At 50.7% G+C, this 17,345-nt stretch carries 16 protein-coding genes; 10 read left to right on the top strand and 6 right to left on the bottom strand.

Annotated elements, in window-relative coordinates:
* The first annotated feature begins 209 nt into the window (after nt 1–209).
* The 8 genes from M9H61_RS16140 (at nt 210) to M9H61_RS16105 (ending at nt 9,599) form a co-directional block, all read left to right on the top strand.
* A complete protein-coding gene (locus tag M9H61_RS16140) occupies nt 210–1,838 on the top strand; it encodes a sigma-54-dependent transcriptional regulator (protein WP_250281656.1) in 1,629 nt (542 codons plus the stop codon).
* Nucleotides 1,839–1,968: 130 nt separating this feature from the next.
* Complete coding sequence (locus M9H61_RS16135) at nt 1,969–2,751, top strand: 3-hydroxybutyrate dehydrogenase (protein ID WP_250281653.1); 783 nt, start codon at nt 1,969–1,971, stop codon at nt 2,749–2,751.
* Between the two features lie 157 nt (nt 2,752–2,908).
* Nucleotides 2,909–3,778 carry a polysaccharide deacetylase family protein gene (locus tag M9H61_RS16130; protein WP_250281651.1) on the top strand — a complete coding sequence of 290 codons (870 nt, stop codon included), beginning with the start codon at nt 2,909–2,911 and terminating at the stop codon, nt 3,776–3,778.
* Between the two features lie 10 nt (nt 3,779–3,788).
* On the top strand, nt 3,789–5,021 hold the full coding sequence (locus M9H61_RS16125; protein ID WP_250281649.1) for a hypothetical protein: 1,233 nt from the start codon (nt 3,789–3,791) through the stop codon (nt 5,019–5,021).
* The gene (locus M9H61_RS16120) at nt 5,014–6,339 is read left to right on the top strand and encodes an O-antigen ligase family protein (protein ID WP_250281647.1); all 1,326 of its coding nucleotides are present in this window, start codon (nt 5,014–5,016) and stop codon (nt 6,337–6,339) included. Before M9H61_RS16125 ends, M9H61_RS16120 begins: the two co-directional genes overlap by 8 nt.
* A complete protein-coding gene (locus M9H61_RS16115; protein ID WP_250281645.1) occupies nt 6,305–7,375 on the top strand; it encodes a GNAT family N-acetyltransferase in 1,071 nt (356 codons plus the stop codon). The genes M9H61_RS16120 and M9H61_RS16115 overlap by 35 nt, the downstream gene beginning before the upstream one ends.
* Nucleotides 7,372–8,121: a class I SAM-dependent methyltransferase gene (locus M9H61_RS16110; RefSeq protein WP_250281643.1), complete on the top strand. Its 750-nt coding sequence runs from the start codon at nt 7,372–7,374 to the stop codon at nt 8,119–8,121. The genes M9H61_RS16115 and M9H61_RS16110 overlap by 4 nt, the downstream gene beginning before the upstream one ends.
* A gap of 20 nt (nt 8,122–8,141) precedes the next feature.
* A complete protein-coding gene (locus M9H61_RS16105) occupies nt 8,142–9,599 on the top strand; it encodes a lipopolysaccharide biosynthesis protein (RefSeq protein WP_250281641.1) in 1,458 nt (485 codons plus the stop codon).
* Here the strand turns inward: M9H61_RS16105 and wecB are convergent.
* The 3 genes from wecB to M9H61_RS16090 form a co-directional block, all read right to left on the bottom strand.
* Complete coding sequence (wecB, locus tag M9H61_RS16100) at nt 9,565–10,716, bottom strand: non-hydrolyzing UDP-N-acetylglucosamine 2-epimerase (RefSeq protein WP_250281639.1); 1,152 nt, start codon at nt 10,714–10,716, stop codon at nt 9,565–9,567. The genes M9H61_RS16105 and wecB overlap by 35 nt on opposite strands.
* A gap of 6 nt (nt 10,717–10,722) precedes the next feature.
* Nucleotides 10,723–11,907 carry a glycosyltransferase family 4 protein gene (locus tag M9H61_RS16095; RefSeq protein ID WP_250281637.1) on the bottom strand — a complete coding sequence of 395 codons (1,185 nt, stop codon included), beginning with the start codon at nt 11,905–11,907 and terminating at the stop codon, nt 10,723–10,725.
* Nucleotides 11,908–12,076: 169 nt separating this feature from the next.
* Nucleotides 12,077–12,952, bottom strand: coding sequence for a LysR substrate-binding domain-containing protein (locus M9H61_RS16090; protein ID WP_250281636.1), 876 nt, complete (start codon nt 12,950–12,952; stop codon nt 12,077–12,079).
* Nucleotides 12,953–13,073: 121 nt separating this feature from the next.
* On the opposite strand from M9H61_RS16090, the gene M9H61_RS16085 reads away from it, so the two are divergent.
* On the top strand, nt 13,074–14,198 hold the full coding sequence (locus tag M9H61_RS16085) for an S-(hydroxymethyl)glutathione dehydrogenase/class III alcohol dehydrogenase (RefSeq protein WP_101245291.1): 1,125 nt from the start codon (nt 13,074–13,076) through the stop codon (nt 14,196–14,198).
* Between the two features lie 76 nt (nt 14,199–14,274).
* Entirely contained in the window at nt 14,275–15,132 is an 858-nt protein-coding gene (gene fghA, locus M9H61_RS16080; protein ID WP_101245290.1) for an S-formylglutathione hydrolase, read from the top strand.
* Between the two features lie 97 nt (nt 15,133–15,229).
* Here fghA and M9H61_RS16075 read toward each other — a convergent pair whose 3' ends face one another.
* From M9H61_RS16075 to M9H61_RS16065, 3 genes are all read right to left on the bottom strand, one after another.
* The gene (locus M9H61_RS16075) at nt 15,230–15,826 is read right to left on the bottom strand and encodes an energy-coupling factor transporter transmembrane protein EcfT (protein ID WP_250281634.1); all 597 of its coding nucleotides are present in this window, start codon (nt 15,824–15,826) and stop codon (nt 15,230–15,232) included.
* Nucleotides 15,823–16,497 carry an energy-coupling factor ABC transporter ATP-binding protein gene (locus tag M9H61_RS16070; RefSeq protein ID WP_250281632.1) on the bottom strand — a complete coding sequence of 225 codons (675 nt, stop codon included), beginning with the start codon at nt 16,495–16,497 and terminating at the stop codon, nt 15,823–15,825. Before M9H61_RS16070 ends, M9H61_RS16075 begins: the two co-directional genes overlap by 4 nt.
* 105 nt (nt 16,498–16,602) lie before the next feature.
* Nucleotides 16,603–17,151, bottom strand: coding sequence for a biotin transporter BioY (locus tag M9H61_RS16065; protein WP_101245855.1), 549 nt, complete (start codon nt 17,149–17,151; stop codon nt 16,603–16,605).
* Nucleotides 17,152–17,345: the final 194 nt, after the last annotated feature.

Genomic DNA, 17,345 nt, shown 5'->3' with positions numbered 1-17,345 from the left:
ATGCGTTTATTCTGCCTCGATAACCGCAAACCCCGTGCCAGATCACAAAAGCCCCGGTTTTCCGGGATTTGGACAAATCTGGTCGCCTTTTAGTGTAAATATTTATTTACACTTATTCGCTCGGATTTTGCATTTACCACAAAATCCCTGGAAATCAGCGGCATGTGAATGTACACTTTTCGGTACAGTGTAAACTTTTCGGTACAGACATGCGGTTTGAAATTCGCGGTGAAAACAGGGTCGGCATTACGCGCGACGTGGTCAATGTTCTGACCGATCAGGGGCTTGATATCCGCGCATTTGAGGTCACAACCCATCACATCTATGCCGATATTCCGGCCATTCGCCCCGGTCGCTTTCCGCTTTTGGCCCATGCCCTGAAACAAATCCCGGGCATTTCCGACATTCGCGAAATTGACCGCCTGCCCACCGAACGCAGACGCGCACAGCTTCACGCCACCCTTGCCGCCCTTGGCGATCCGGTGATTGCGGTTGATGCCAATGGCCAGATCGCCCAGGCCAATCCGGCGGCCCAATCGATCGCAGGCACCAGTGAAAAACCGCTTCGCGATCAGGATATTTCCACAATCCTTGCCGAACCAAGCATTGAAGATTTGCGCCAAAGCGGCTTTCGCATGCCCGAACATGAAGTAATCCTGGGCGGGCAGACATATCTGTTGCAGGTCGAACCGATCGGTCATGTTGATGATGGCTCGGACGCGGCCGACGATGCACCGTGGGGCGGGGTCATGGTCTTTCACCGGGCTGCACGACTGGGGCGGGTCATGACCGCCCTTCAGGATCGCAGCCATACCGGTTTTGACGACATCATCGGTACCAGCCGTGCAATGACGCGGGTAAAGTCACAGGCACAAAGACTTGCCGCGATTGATGCACCGCTTCTGATCCTTGGCGAAACCGGAACCGGCAAGGAGCTTTTTGCCCGCGCCTGCCACCGCGCCAGCACACGCGCCGATCAGCCGTTTCTGGCGCTCAACTGTGCCGCCATGCCCGAAGGTCTGGCTGAAAGCGAACTGTTTGGCTATGCGGCGGGCGCCTTTACATCGGCACGGCGCGGCGGCAAGCCCGGCCTTCTGGAGCTTGCCGATGGCGGCACCCTGTTTCTTGATGAAATCGGTGAATTGACCCCCTATCTGCAGGCCAAACTTTTGCGCGTCCTGCAAGACGGCCGGTTCCGCCGCGTTGGCGGCACGGACGAGATTGCCGTCGATGTCCGGATCATCAGCGCCACCAACCGGGACCTTGAAGCCATGTCGCATGATGGCACATTCCGCGAAGATCTTTATTTCCGCCTCAATGTTCTGGCCATCACCCTGCCGCCGCTGCGCGACCGGATCGAAGACATCGCGGAACTGGCAAGGTTCTTTATCGACCGCACCGCCCAGCAAACCGAACGCCCGGCACCCTATCTTGCCAGGGACGGGCTTGACTGGCTGCGCGCCCATGACTGGCCGGGCAATGTCCGCGAACTGGAAAACACCCTGTTTCGTGCCGTCGCCCTGCTGGATGGGGATGTTCTTGGTGCGGGCGATCTGACCAGTGCGGCCACCGGCACCATGACGTCAGCTGACACACCCCCATCCGACAATCCCCCCAGCCTGCCTGCAAACCGCCACAACAATATTGCGACCAGTGCGGACCCGATTACAGCCGCCCTGGCACAAGACGATTTCAATGCCGGCCTTGACCTGCTTGAACGTGAAATGCTGATGCGGCTTTATCCGGATTATCCAAGTTCGCGCAAATTGGCAGAACGACTGGGCGTTTCGCACACATCGATCGCCAATAAACTGCGCAAATACGGCATTGGACAGTAAACCGCCCGGATACCCCGCCATGATCAAGTTTATGGCGATTGGTCACGCCACTTCTTGCCAGCTTGGTTGCAGTGCGGCATGATCTTCCTAAATCAAGGGGTGGAAAGCCCCGAAAACAGGGAGAAGAAATATGCTGACAGGAAAACGCGCACTCGTGACCGGCTCGACCAGCGGGATCGGCCTTGCCATGGCAAAGGCGCTCGCAGGTGCTGGCGCTGATGTGATGCTCAATGGCTTTGGCGACGCGGATGAAATCGAGGCAACCCGCAAGAGCCTTGAAACCGATTATGGCGTCACCGCGCACTATAACGGTGCCGACCTGTCCAAACCCGACGAGATCGAAGCCATGATGAAGGATGCCGAGGCCAAATTTGGCGGCATTGATATCCTGATCAACAATGCCGGCATTCAGTATACCGCCAATGTCGAAGATTTCCCGCCCGAAAAATGGGATGCCGTGATCGCGATCAACCTGTCATCGGTTTTCCACACCACCCGCCTTGCCGTTCCCTATATGCGCAAGAAAAACTGGGGCCGGATCATCAATACCGCCTCTGCCCACGGCCTTGTCGCCTCGGTCCAGAAGGCGGCCTATGTCGCGGCCAAACATGGCGTAATCGGATTGACCAAGGTCACGGCCCTTGAAACGGCCGAAACCGGCATCACGGCAAATGCAATCTGCCCGGGCTGGGTCCGCACCGAACTGGTCGAACGCCAGATCGAAGCGCGCGCCAAGGAAGCCAACATTTCGATTGAGGAATCCGCAACCCGCCTGGTCTCGGACAAACACCCGTCCAAACAGTTTGTCAGCCCCGAACAGATCGGCCAGACCGCACTCTTCCTGTGCTCTGACGCCGCATCGCAAATGACCGGCACGCATCTTTCAGTTGATGGCGGCTGGACCGCGCAATAAAAATCTTTGCGCGGGTTACTCGAACCACCACTTGCCAGCTAACCAACCCGCGCAGAACACCTTACACTTGGCGGAAAGCACGTATTTTCCTATGCATATTAGATCTCTCATGCTAGGAACTACCAGTTGGCCAAATACATGCGAAAACGTTCGACCCATGATAAGCGCGACCCAAATTTTCCTTAACAAGGCAGCGCTACGGCTATTACCCAACCTGTACCGACGCAAAGCAATCCGATGGGCAAAAGACCACATCGCGGATAATGCCGTTTTTTTTCTGTCTTTTGATTGCGATACCAGCCGTGATGCGTCAGCCTCATTGAAAATCCAAAGGCAACTTCACAGCGCCGGAATGAACGCAGCTTATGCCATACCAGGGCAGTTACTGGAAAAACATTGGGACAGCTACAAGGAACTTATTTCCTTGGGGGGCTATTTTATAAACCACGGCTATCGCGAACACGCTGCCATAGATCCGATAAGCGGGCGTCCGTATTCAACTTTCACATACCGAGACGTAGAAGATCATGTCTGGCAACAAGACATTATCGATGGTCACAATACGATTAAAGCCTTAACTGGTAAGGCCCCAACAATTTTCCGGACTCCCCATTTTGGTGAATTCGACAAGCCGGAACAACTCGAGCGCCTGTATGATTTCCTTACCACCCTTAACTACCAAATCTCAACGTCTTCGACGCCAATATTGGGACACATTCTCGGCCCAATACATCGGCAAAAGCATAGTATAATCGAAATTCCGCTTAGCGGCTGCCTGACAAGACCAGCACAACTAATCGACAGCTGGGGCTTCATTTCAGCTCCAGACGCTCTAGGCAGACAGAGCTTAATTGACGCACTAAAAGATTACCTTTCAACCTTATCATTAGGCTCAAATCTCGTGATGAACATTTACTTTGACCCCGCCGACATTTCAGAAGATCAAGAAATATTAGATTTGCTCGTGAAGTTTAAGCCGTATTGCCTGCCGGGCTATAACGTTTCATTTCCTTGTCAGGTTAACTGAGTAAGCACATATGACCAAAAGCCCGCGGATTCTTGTCATAGGCTACTGCTATCCCCCCACCGCTAGCCCAGAAGCATTTGTAACCGCGAAATTATTACGCAATATACCAGAATGTGAAATTGACGTCCTTACACTTGAAGACGGCCTCGTGAGTGACTATTGTGACTTGGAAATGGGGAGGTATGCAGAAGGCATTAATGGTAAAGTTATTAAAGTAACCCCCTCTTGGCTAACCAAAAAGTTATGCCGCATTCCACGCCTTCCACTACGACCAGACAGATGGTTACTTGCAAATAGAATAACGAAAAAACAAGCTCTAAAACTTGATCCTGCAAGCTATGACTGCATTGTCACAAGATCGCAATATCATTCCGCGCACTTGGTTGGCCTGTCTCTTAAGAGAAAATTTCCTCATCTACCTTGGATCGCATGCTTTTCCGACCCTTGGTCAGGATCAGACCACCAACAAAGCGTGCCGCTATTTTCGCGCTACAGTAAACTTCAAGAAAACCGGGTCCTGAAGAATGCTGATTTCTTGGTTTTCCCGACAGCGGGATTACTACAGCACATGACCAAAGGAACAAAAGATTTAACAAAAAAATCTACTGTAATCCCACACTGCTATGACGTTGAGCTTTACGGTGAACGTGAAGCTTCGATCGCCTCTAACGCCAAAGTTGACCAGACAGAACTTCAATGGCGAATTTTCGGATCCTTCTATGGGAATAGACAGCCCGACATACTCATACGCGCACTATCGCTTTTGCAAGTCCCCAACAACAAGAAACTACAAATTGAAATATATGGGGCTTTTCACGAGAAATATCGCGAGTTCGAGCAGTTCAATCAAACGCATGCAAACTGTAAAATAGCCCATATGGGACAAATTCCGCACAAGAGCGCTTTGCGAATTATGCAGAAATCTGACCTGCTAATCGTCATCGACAGTACCGAACTGAGTGAAAGCTTCTATTTGCCGTCAAAGATAATTGATTACTTTGGGAGCGGAACCAGCATATTAGCTATCTGCAAACAAGGAACAGTAGAAGAAATCACGACATCCAGAAACCAACACGTCGCAAATATTGACGATGTGAATTCAATAACATCCGCAATGTTTAACATCCTAAATCAACACAAGCGCACACCCACACACAACTCCTCAGACAAAACCTACGCCGCCACCGAAGTGGGGAAAAACTTTTTATCATTAATAAAAAGAAATAGTAAAAAAAATGATTAAAAAAATAAAAACACTACCAACAATTATCGGATTCTCATTATCATCTATTACACTGATATCTTTTTGCACAATTACAATAAATGGAAATGATATAAAAGCACCAAATTTAATACAAATACTAACAATCATGACACTTCAAATAGGAGCAACCGCTTTCCTACCAAGATCTGAATGCATAGAAAAAAAACAATTAATATCCCTATCACTTATTTACTTATTTCTCAGTCTAATATCATCTATATTATCAGACAGCACAGAAACAAGCCTCTACAGGCTTGCAATCACCTACGTCTCACCAATTATATTAATATACATATTAATAAGAAAAGAAGTACCTATTGAATTCTCAAACGGGATAATGAATGGTATAATAATTATTACAACAATATCTGTATTATACTCATTATCTGGAGCAATCATTTCAGAGAGATACATTTCCAGGCTAGCCACAAACACAATAGATTTCAATATATTTGGAGTAGAATTATCCCAAAAAGTTGCGCATAGATCTTTCTTTTTTGAAGAAGCAAAATACTTACTCCAGAGAATTCCAGGAATATTTCCAAACCCAAATGGATTCGCCATAGTTTGTGCAATTACTTTTGGACTTTCATATAATTTTAAATACTCGAATCGGATTAAATACACTATCCGCATCATTTCAATCACTGGATTGATTCTATCATTTTCACGAATGGGTGCAGTGCTATTTCTGGCAAATTTCACATACATGAGCTTACCATCAGTGAAAATCAGAAAATTATTCGTGCTCACATCATCTATATTTATTATTTCTTTCCTCATATATTCTGCAGGAACGTCAAATACGCTGCTATCAAACATGCCATTGGTCCAGAAACTTGAGTTACTGCAACTCCGTGAACGCGCAGATAGTTGGGCCTTAGCTTGGAATGCGGCCTTGCAAAACTGGGGGTTTGGTGTGGGTTTTGGTGTTGGATCCGAGTACCTGTTCGGAGATGCCGCAAACACACAAGCCGTCCATTCAGTCTTCCTCAACTCATTTCTGGAAATTGGCGCATTAGGGACTTTCGCCTTGATCGCGATTTGGATAGCTCCAGCACTGTCTGACGACTACACCTCAAACAACTGCAGTCCCAAAGAAAATCATCGTCACGTAATTTCAGGCGTTCTATTTGGACTTTTTGTTGCAGAGGCGTTTGATTTAAGTGTAACCCGGTTCCACTACATTCACTTGATATTCTTTACTCTGCTTGGAATATGGGTCTCTCTGAATCCAAGCAAGGATAATACAGCAGGCCAAAATGCTCGAAGTTCTCAATCGCCAACATTGCTCTAAAGCTCTTTGGAACCAAGCTGCCGACGACATCGACAACGCTTGGGCATGGCATCGATGGGAACTTCTGGAAGCTCGCAGCAACTGGGCGCGTACGAACGATTTATCCTTTGCGATCTTAGATCGACAGAACGGCTCAAAGCTAGTGGCTTTAATTCCGCTTGTCGCTGTCCAACCGCAACGCGCACAATTACTTTTGGGACCACATCTTGAAAGTACTGGAGGCCCTGCTGTTAACGATAAACTGCCGAGAAGAACGCAAGACAAAGTGCGTGCTCTGATAGCACAGGAAATCAAGAATTTAGCGCTATATGCAGCAGCAAGAAGAGTAGACCTTTCTTGCCCTCCGCTGGCACCAAACCTCCTACTCGCATCGCACCCCTGTCCAAACCCATTATGTCATTTCGGCTACTCTGATACCTCAACACAATCTTGGCTGGTTAACATTGCAGGCAAGAGCGAGAGTGAGATTTGGTCGAACCTAGAGCACCGTTGCCGAAAACAAATCAAAAAGGCCGAACGAAACCAGTTATCCGCAAACTTGGTTGAACCAGCCGCCTCTTTGCTCGACCACTACTACGCCTTGCATTTGGAAACCTGTAGCCGAAATGGCATTCCACCGCATCCAAGAGGTTATTTTGAATCCATATTTGGTGAAGTCGCAGAAGCAGGCCTATCCAAATGCTGCATCGTTCAAAACGGACCTACTATTCTGGCGATTCATACTTTTCTGCTTTACAAAAACAAAGCGCTTTATTGGACGACAGCAGGAAGCAATGATGCTTTAAAGCTTTGCGCAAACGATTTCGGGATATGGCATGCAATTACCGAGTTCTCAAAATCTTCAATTGACTACCTAGAGTGTGGAGAAGCATTTCCCGGCGCGGCAGACGGCAAACTCAAGGGCCTGAACGACTTCAAAAAATCATTTGGGGGAACATTATACCCTTACTTCCGGGGACAGATGATATATCGACCTGTTACGGAATCCCTGATGAACATTGCAAGATATCTGCGACAGGGCAGGACTAAAAAGTGACATCTACAGAACAAAAGCATTTTAATGAGCGTGCAGCAGGGTACGAAACCGAAATTGGCGAAGAGTATGCTCAAGCTCTTAAATGGCAACTTATTGAGAAATATTCAGAAACGGGCCAGACGGTTATTGATGTTGGTGGCGCCAATGGCCGACACGCCGTAGACCTTTCCTGTCTTGGGCGGAAAGTTATATGTGTCGATCTAAGTCCCGGCATGCTCAAGCAGATGTGTAAACGCAAAGAATTCCTTGCAATCACGCAAGAACAGCGTCCAATCCCTGTTGTTTCAGCTGCACAGTCCCTTCCGATCACAAACAATTCGGCAGACATGGCTTATTGTTTTGCCACACTTCTCCTTATGCCGGATCAGGGAAACGCAATTGCCGAACTTGTTCGCACCGTCAAGCCAGGGGGATATATCATCCTGGATATCGCCCGTCCCTGGAACATCGGATGGCTTTATTGGCGAAATCACTACAAGAAGATAGGATTTCCGGGGATTTTTCCCCTCTCGGCAGGTAACACCCGAAAACTCTTCAGAGATTTGAGATGCACTGTAATCGAAAGCATCGCAACAGGCTTCCTGAGCCAATTATTGTATCTTCCATTTGTTGAAAGCAGAACACGCCTGCGTAGCTTGATCCACTCCACGCGGCAGGCTCCCGATCTTGATGGCAAAATTTCTGCACGGATACCCACCTTCGCCAATCGCGAATATATCGTTCTGCAAAAGGCCTTTGAAACTTGATCGATAACGTATCAAGGAAAATGATCACATTTTTCAAAAGCGACCTTGGCGTGAGGTTTGTCGCAGAAGGTGTTGTGCGCTCAAACGCATTTATCCTAACCCCACTTCTCTCATGGTCTCTTGGTGCTGTTGTTTTTGGCAGTTACCTTCAGGTAATGAGCCTTGCCTTTGCATTTGTACCGTTGGTATCAGCCGGTCTCGGATTTACCGTAATCCGCAAACTGGCAGGTCGGACCGATAGCTCTGATGCCCCGAATCTTTTGCTGACAGCGATAGGAATCGTAAGTTTTTTGTGCCTATCTCTCATGCTGATTCTTGCATTCACGGCCGAAAACGTACTGATATTTCTATCTCTCAACACTATTTTAGCCCCCAGCTGGCTTACGATAGTGGTGCCAAGCCTTGCATGGATTTTTGCCGTCGAAGCATTAATCGGCGAATATATGCGCGCAATGATCAAAGCGCGACTTTCTCTTTATATTCAAATTGTCAGTTTCGCACTTCAAATGGCATTCTTAGGTGTCGTTCTTACGTTTGACAAACTGTCTTTGGGATCGACGCTGCTGTCGATTGCAGCTGCCAAGGTCGTAGTAATTGCATACTTACTCATACCGATCCTAATTCGTATAAAGAAGCACAGCACCAAGAACAAAAGCTCTCTTTTACAAGTCGCACTCAGCGGATTACCATTTATGCTGGCAGGGCTGGCAGAATGGGCGGGGAACTTGGGCGATCGACTGATTGTGGGGCGCTTTCTTGGCCCCGAGGCCGTTGCACATTACGGCGCATCGATCATGATTTTGTCCGTTCTGGCTGCATTGGGGGCACCAATTTGGTGGTTGCTTTTTCCAACCGTCTCCGCCCACGTGCGTAATGGTGAAACTGAGCATTGCCGGGTTACTGTCAGGCAACGCACCATGCTGTTTACAGAATTGGCTTTACCGATATTGGCTTTGGCCATTCTGGTCGTAAATCCCGCGGTTTCACTTTTATTGAACAGCCCAGTAAGCAACATGACGGCGGTCATACTCCTTGCCGGCTGTGCAATTCTGATATCGCAGATGACCACCGGCTGGGAATACTACCTGGTCTGCGTTTCATCCGGAAAAAGGCTAATGACAGCTTCGGTTATTTGCTCCTTGCTGAGCTTTGGCTCCGCTTGGCAATTAGCTCCCTCCTGGGGATTGGTCGGAGTTGCGTCTGGAATGCTGATTGGCAAGGCAACGCTTGGGCTATTTTTCGCAATAAGCGCCAATCGAAACGGATTTGTAGGTTGTGCTTGGCCAATGCGCTCATTCGTGACGCTGGTGACCGTTAATGGTATCACGGCAATCACAACATACTTCTTTGCACATCAAATACTTACGATATCTTCGCTCTTCTACCAAATTGCGTTTTCTGCTGTTATTTTTGCAGCAACGTACGGGGCAATCCGTTTTTTGCTTACACCAGTTCTGCAACGGTTAAACGCGCAATAAGAATCTTTGATATTGCTTCTGCCGCCTTGCCTTTTCCCTGAATACTCTGCCAGCGCTCAACTGCCCGTTCATCTACACCAAGAGCAAGCAATCTCTCCAGCTCATCAGGGAGACTTGCTCCACACGCCCCGGCAAGCTTGCCCAAACCCAGATCAATGATCTCGGGCCGTTCGGTGACATCGCGCATCACAATAATGGGCACACCACAATATGGTGCTTCTTCCTGCATTCCCCCGGAATCGCTGATGACGATGCGAGCTTGCGGAAGCAGAGCCATCATTTCGTCATAGGGCAGCGGCTCAACAAAATACATATTTGGGAGCTTGGCAACGAAATGGCGCCCGACAGTATCGCGAACCTTCGGGTTCGGGTGCACGGGCCACACAAAGTCAATTTCGGGATGTCTTTTTATGGCAAGCTCGAGGTTCTCACAGAACGCGTCCAGTGCACCCTGAAGCGCCTCACGTCGATGCATTGTCACAAGCGCGAAAGGCTTGTTTCCCGGGCAATAATGCTCAACCACGCCAACACGCGAACTTGTTGAGTTGATTTTTTGGGTCGCGACCAGGCTATCGATACCCGGGTTCCCAACAACATGAATGCAATCGTCAGAAATGCCCTCAGTAAGAAGATTTTGTTTTGCTATGGGTGTTGGAGCCAAATGGATCGATGCAATCCGCGCGATCATCTGCCTCAACCCTTCCTCAGGCCAGGGATTATTTATGTTATGACTTCTCAGCCCTGCCTCAACATGAGCAACCGGAATATGGTTAAGAAACCCGGCCATTGCACCACCAAATGCAGAGATCGTATCGCCTTGAACGACAACAACATCTGGTTTTCTCGCCTGAAATTCGCGGTCCAGAGCAGATATAACTCGACGCTGTATCTCAGCAGCGGGCTGCGCATGCGTCATCAAATCAAAATCAACATCAACTTTTAAATGCAGACTGTGGATTGCCTGATCCATCAGGCTTCTGTGTTGACCGGTTGAATAGACCCTAACACGGGCTTCCCCCAATTTTGCACGCAGAGAACGAATAACGGGAGCCAGCTTGATGAACTCTGGTCGCGTGCCTGCAACAACGGCAATCTGTTTCGGTGCAATATCAGTCACGCAATCCTATTCCTCGTTCCACGGGCGCAGACAATCATTCTCGCTCTGCGATAGTAGATCAGCCATCATTTTTCCAGCAAAAACAGGCTCAAACCATCTTTCGAAATGCTTTCGCGTGCTATGACCTATTCCCTGCCACTTTTCCCGACAAGCCCAAAAGTCCTTAAAGGCATTATAATAGCCGTCTGCGTTCGCATTAGCCCAAAAAATCGGCGCATCGACGTACTCTCGGGATGCTGTTGCAACAGGCTGGTTTAAAATAATTGGCAACCCGATCAAGCCAGCTTCGATCACTGTCTTGGGGATCTCGGCGTAACTTGTGTGCGCTACGAACAAGTCAAAATCCTTTAAAGAAGCAATAAGTTCTTTATTGCGCATGGATGCAATGAACGTGACATTTGTTTCCTTGCCATGCTTCATGACCCACGTTCTTATTTCTCCTTCGCACGGCCCACTACCGACAATGGTCAAGTGCCACTGATCAAGCTTAAGAAGTCCTTCCAGGATTGGCAGCAAACTTTTCCCCGGAACAAGCCGACCCACGCATATGATTTTCAGGTCGCCCGAGCGGGAAAAGTCAGTTTTTCTGTCGCTTTTTTTAACGTCAACGGCGTTGGGCACAATGTAGGTTTTATCGTGATATGAAACTGAAATCGATGCCGTGATCGGGCTATAAACCGGAGCAAGCGCATCAATATGCCGATGTGCATATTCTCGCGACCACCCCTCAAGAATTCTGATGATCTTGCTCTTTGGTGTCTGGACCTCTTGGGATGGTAAATGGGTGAATGTGGTGTGAATACTGGCAACAGATCGGCACCGCAGAAAACTCGCAAGAATTGCCGCAAACTTGCCCGAAAATGTATCACCATATGACCGCACAACAAACTCGCGGTTCGTCGGTAATTTCGGCGCGACCCACTTCTTTATATAAAAGCCCGTCAGGTATGCGTTAAATCCTGCCGAACGCAGTAAACCGGAAACGGACAGAAAATTTAGCGGCACAAACAAACATTCCGCACCACCACACAAATATCGAAGCACGTCTTGCCCCGCAGCGTCTTGGACCAGCGACACAACGACAATTTGCTCAAATCTACTGTCTGGATTGAAATACCCTGGGGAAACCTCCCCTTTCTCAACCCATTCTGTGATGCGCGCGGCAACAACGACAATCAGCGTTTTCGTCAAAACAGGGACCTTTTAACGGCAGCTCGCAATCTTGTTCCACTCCGAACCAAAACATCGGGTAACGACTTTGACATCAATCCAAAGCCGTGAAGTTCAGTATAAAACAATCAAACCCTGATAAAAGAAAGTCCAAATCCCCTCGAACGAGTTCAAACTTCATCAAAGACCGTCATCCCAAATACCGCCCCAAATGCTCAACCAGCATCCTGATTTTCGGGCTGAGATGGCGGTTGGTCGGATAGATCGCCCAGATGCCTTCGTCTGAAGGCTGGTATTTGGTCAGGACCGGGATCAAATCGCCGCTGGCGATCCAGGGATCGACGTAATAGTCGGGCAATTGCACAATCCCGATCCCCTTAAGCGCCGCATCGAGAAGCGCCTGCCCGCTATTGGCATGGATGGAGCCGTGGATACGGATGGTGCGTTCGCGGCCATCCTCTTCAAAGCGCCAGTAATCAAGCGTCCCGACAAGGCAATTATGGTGGGTCAGTTCCGAAAGGGAATATGGCTCGCCGCGTTTGGCGATATAGCTGCGCCCCGCACAGGCATAAAGACGGCGGGTCGAAAGTTGCTGGGTCATCAGGCTTCCGGTCGTGCCTTCCAACCGGCCAAGACGGATCGCCATGTCATAGCCTTCAAGCACCAGATCAAGCTTCTGGTTGGTAAAGCGGCACTGGACTTCAAGATCGGGATAGCGCGCGACGAAATCATTTACCAGCGGCGCGATCACCGTTTCCCCGTAGGTCGTCGGCGCGGTCAGTTTAAGCTTGCCGCGCGGCACCTCGCTCAGATTGCCAATGGCGCGTTCCGCCTCGCCCAGACCATCAAGCAACTGACGGCAATGCTGGTAATAAATCTGCCCGGCTTCGGTCACACTGACCTTGCGCGTGGTCCGGTAAAAAAGCTGTGTGCCAAGCTTTTCTTCAAGGGCGGTGACCTGACGGCTGACCTGGGCAACCGAAATGCCAAGCTGTTTGGCCGCCGCCGTAAAGCTTTGATGTTCGGCAACCGCGATAAATTCGCTGATTCCGTTCCAGGTATTCATGCCCGCATCCGATCAGACTATTACACAATAGTAAAAGTTATTTACCAAAATACCGGATTATCAGATCAGAAGAAATAAATAGACTGGGCATATTCAAATATTCATCTGCCGGAGAAGCGTCATGAGCCTTGAAACCATCACCTGCAAAGCCGCCATCGCATGGGAAGCGGGCAAACCGTTGTCGATCGAAGAAGTCCAGGTCGCCCCGCCCAAGGCCGGCGAAGTGCGCGTCAAAATCGTTGCCACTGGTGTTTGCCATACCGATGCCTTTACCCTGTCGGGTGACGATCCCGAAGGTATTTTCCCGGCCATCCTTGGCCATGAAGGCGGCGGCATTGTTGAATCCATCGGCGAAGGTGTGACCAGCGTTGCCGTCGGCGATCACGTGATACCGCTTTACACCCCGGAATGCGGCGAGTGCAAATTCTGCAAATCGGGCAAAACCAACCTGTGCCAGAAAATCCGCGTCACCCAGGGCAAGGGCCTGATGCCCGATGGCACCACCCGTTTCTCGCAGAATGGCAAGCCGATCTATCACTATATGGGTTGCTCTACCTTCTCGGAATACACCGTGCTGCCGGAAATCTCGCTGGCCAAAATCAACAAATCCGCCCCGCTTGAAGAAGTTTGCCTGCTTGGCTGCGGGGTCACCACCGGCATGGGGGCGACGGTCAACGCCGCCAAGGTGCAAAAGGGTGACTCCGTGGCCGTCTTTGGCCTTGGCGGCATTGGTCTTTCGGCGATCATCGGCGCGCAAATGGCCGGTGCCGGCCGTATCCTTGCCATCGATATCAATGAGAAAAAATTCGATCTCGCCAAACAGCTCGGCGCGACCGATTGCATCAACCCCAAGAAATTCGACAAACCGATCCAGGAAGTCATTGTCGAGATGACCGACGGTGGCGTCGACTGGTCGTTTGAATGCATTGGCAATGTCAATGTCATGCGATCCGCGCTTGAATGCTGCCACAAGGGTTGGGGTGAATCGGTGATTATCGGTGTTGCCGGTGCCGGTCAGGAAATCTCGACCCGTCCGTTCCAGCTTGTCACCGGTCGCGTCTGGCGCGGCACGGCGTTTGGCGGTGTCAAAGGCCGTTCGCAGCTTCCTGATTATGTTGAACGCTACCTTGCCGGTGAGTTCAAGCTGTCGGACTTCATCACCCATACCATGAAGCTTGAAGACATCAACGAGGCTTTCGACCTGATGCATGAAGGCGAAAGCATCCGTTCGGTTATCCATTACTGATCATCGATTATTTAATTGAACTATCACGCCATTTCCGGAAAAAGTCCGGCAATGACCGATCAGAAGGAGCCCCGAAATGGGTATTGAAAACGCGTCAAGCAACAAGGTGTTTGGTGGCTGGCAAAAGCAATACACCCACCCGTCCGCGGTATTGGGCTGTGACATGCGCTTTGCCATCTTCCTGCCGCCACAGGCGGGCAACGGCACCAAGGTTCCGGTGATGTACTGGCTTTCGGGCCTGACCTGTACCGATGAAAACTTCATGCAAAAGGCCGGTGCGTTTCGCGTTGCCGCCGAACTCGGCATTGCGATTGTCGCCCCGGATACCAGCCCGCGTGGCGATCACGTCCCCGATGACGAGAACGAAGCCTATGATTTCGGCAAGGGTGCGGGCTTTTATGTCAATGCCACCCGGGAACCCTGGGCACGCAATTACCGCATGTATGATTACGTGACCAAGGAACTGCCCGAATTGATCAGGGATCATTTCCCGGTCAGCGACGATGCCGTCATTTCCGGCCATTCGATGGGCGGGCATGGTGCCTTGATGATTGCGCTGCGCAATCCCGGCACCTTCAAATCGGTTACGGCCTTTTCACCGATCACCAACCCGATCAATTGCCCGTGGGGCCAAAAGGCGCTTGGCAATTATCTTGGCGATGACAAATCGGTCTGGAAGGCATGGGACAGTTCGGAACTGATGAAGGCGGCCACCGCATCCGATGCCCAAACCCCGGCACTGGTGGATCAGGGCGATGCTGACGGTTTCCTTGCCGAACAGCTTAAGCCAGAGGCGCTAGAAGCCGCCGCCAAGGCATCAGGCTATCCGCTGACCCTGCGGATGCAGGATGGCTATGACCATAGCTATTACTTCATCTCAAGCTTTATCGAAGATCACATCCGCTTCCACGCCAAGCATCTTGGCCTGAGCTGATTGCACCCCTGATCTTCGAACTCCCCCGGCACGTCGCCATGCACCCTACCCCCCTGACGTGTCGGGGCTTTTTCTTTTTTCATGCATGATTGATCGCCTAGTCAAAGCTGCGCGCTTCAATCGCATCGGCAACATCATCGGCCATTTTAAGGGTTCGGATGATCAGTGGTACGATCATCGCAAGGATGGATCGATCAAGGCCGCGCGCACGCTGGGCATCACGGATTTCCGATGCGACCGTGGCAATCACCGGGATAAAGCGCAGCACCATTGAAATGGCAAGGCTGACCTTTTCCGGGTTCACACCAAGTGGCTTAAGCGGACGCAGGGCGCGCTCAAGGGAAGCCAGCATGTCCGATGTTTTGGTGGTCAGCGTGATCAGAGAAGCAAACATGACGATGGCCGCAATCCGGGTAATGACAAGCAACCCCGCCTGCCAGTCATTCAGCCACAGCTGAACCGCAAAAAAGATCGCCAGCAACCACGCCATCGGCCTGATCTGGGCGATGATAACCCGCCAGCCAAAACCCGAAAGCCGATAAAGCGCAATCACACTTGCCAGCACAAGACTGACAACCGGCCAGTCCGGCACCATGAAAACACCAGTACCAAGGGCAACCATCGCAAGGATCTTTGGCCCGGCCTGTGCCCGATGGAGCACCGAATTCCCGTCGATATAAAGCCCGGTGATCATGCCATCATCTCGCGATATCGGGCGATGGCGATGGCCGGGCGGTCATCAACGGCAATCCGGCCATTTTCGATCACCAGAACGCGGTCATACTCTGCAATCAGATCAAGATCATGCGATACCGTAATCACCGTCTGATCCAGATCGGCAATGGCCCGTTCAACCCGGTTGCGATTGCGCAGATCAAGCAAGGTGGTCGGCTCGTCAAAAACGACGTAGCGCGGCGCCATCACCAGAACGCCGGAAATGGCCAGAAGCTGTTTCTGACCACCACTAAGCAGATGACTGGGATGGGTTTTGAAATCCGACAGATCATACCGCGCAAGGATTTCATCAATGCGACGATTGATCTCGTCCCTGGGCAGTTTCAGGGCCTTGAGCCCGAAGGCCAGGTCTTCATCGACCACCGGATAGACGATCTGATTATCGGGGTTCTGAAAGACAAAACCGACATGGCGGCGGACCTTGCGGCCATCCTTGGCCGGATCAAGGTCATCAACCAAAACCCGTCCGCTGGTCGCGGTCTGAAGCCCGTTCAGAAGACGCACAAGGGTGCTTTTGCCCGATCCGTTGGCCCCGATGATCCCGATCCGCTTTTCACCAAGCGCGAGATCGATATTTTCCAGCACCCTGCGCTGATCGAACTGCACGGAAACATTTTCAAAACGGATCATGGGGTTGTCGGTCCGGCCTGTTGCGGGAAGTGATCGGCAGTTGTCTGGTCATAAAACGGGCGCAAGCACACCGCAAAGGCGAATGCTGCTTGCGCCCATCAAACGTCAGGCTGATTTGGAAATCAAGGGATAGGACTTGCGCACCGCAAGACAGGCCGCAGTCGCAATTGCAACCTTGATTACATCACCAATCAGGAACGGTGCGGCACCAACGGTTGCCTGCCAATAGCTGATTTCAGCCACGACCGCGACCCAGGCATTGCCAAGCGCATAAAGCACAACAATCCCGCCAAAGGCGATCGACAGGGCCGCCTTGATGACATTCAGGCTGTTCCAGAATTTCTCGATCAGAAGCCCGATGACAAAGGCCGAAACGGCCCAGCCAAAAATAAATCCGCCGGTGACCCCGATCATCACGCCAAAACCACCGCGACCACCCGACAGTAACGGCAGGCCAAGTGCAACCAGCACCAGGAACAGCACGATCGAAAGGCCGCCACGACGCGCCCCCAGAATGGCACCAGCCAGCATCGGTCCCAATGACTGGGCCGTGACCGGCACACCGGTAATCGGAAGTGTGATTGGCGGAAACAGGCCAAGAACAGCGGTCAAAGCTGCGAACAAGGCGATATAGACGATATCTTTGGTCTTCATGTAACGGTTCCCATTGCCGTTATAAAGCATCCCTGCATCAACCCCTTGCGCAAGGATGCTTTCGTTAACCGGTCCGCCCGACCGGCTCAACGCGCTATGGGATAACCGCAAATTTTCATCCCGCCAAGCAAAATGACACCGGGCTTTTGCCCCTGATATCGCAGCGCACCAATTATGCGATGAATATCAAAAAG

The sequence above is a fragment of the Thalassospira sp. GO-4 genome (genome assembly GCF_023588965.1).
In the GTDB taxonomy this organism is placed as follows: domain Bacteria; phylum Pseudomonadota; class Alphaproteobacteria; order Rhodospirillales; family Thalassospiraceae; genus Thalassospira; species Thalassospira povalilytica.
Note: the sequence above shows the minus strand (reverse complement) of the source record. Positions and strands in the feature narration are given on the sequence as shown.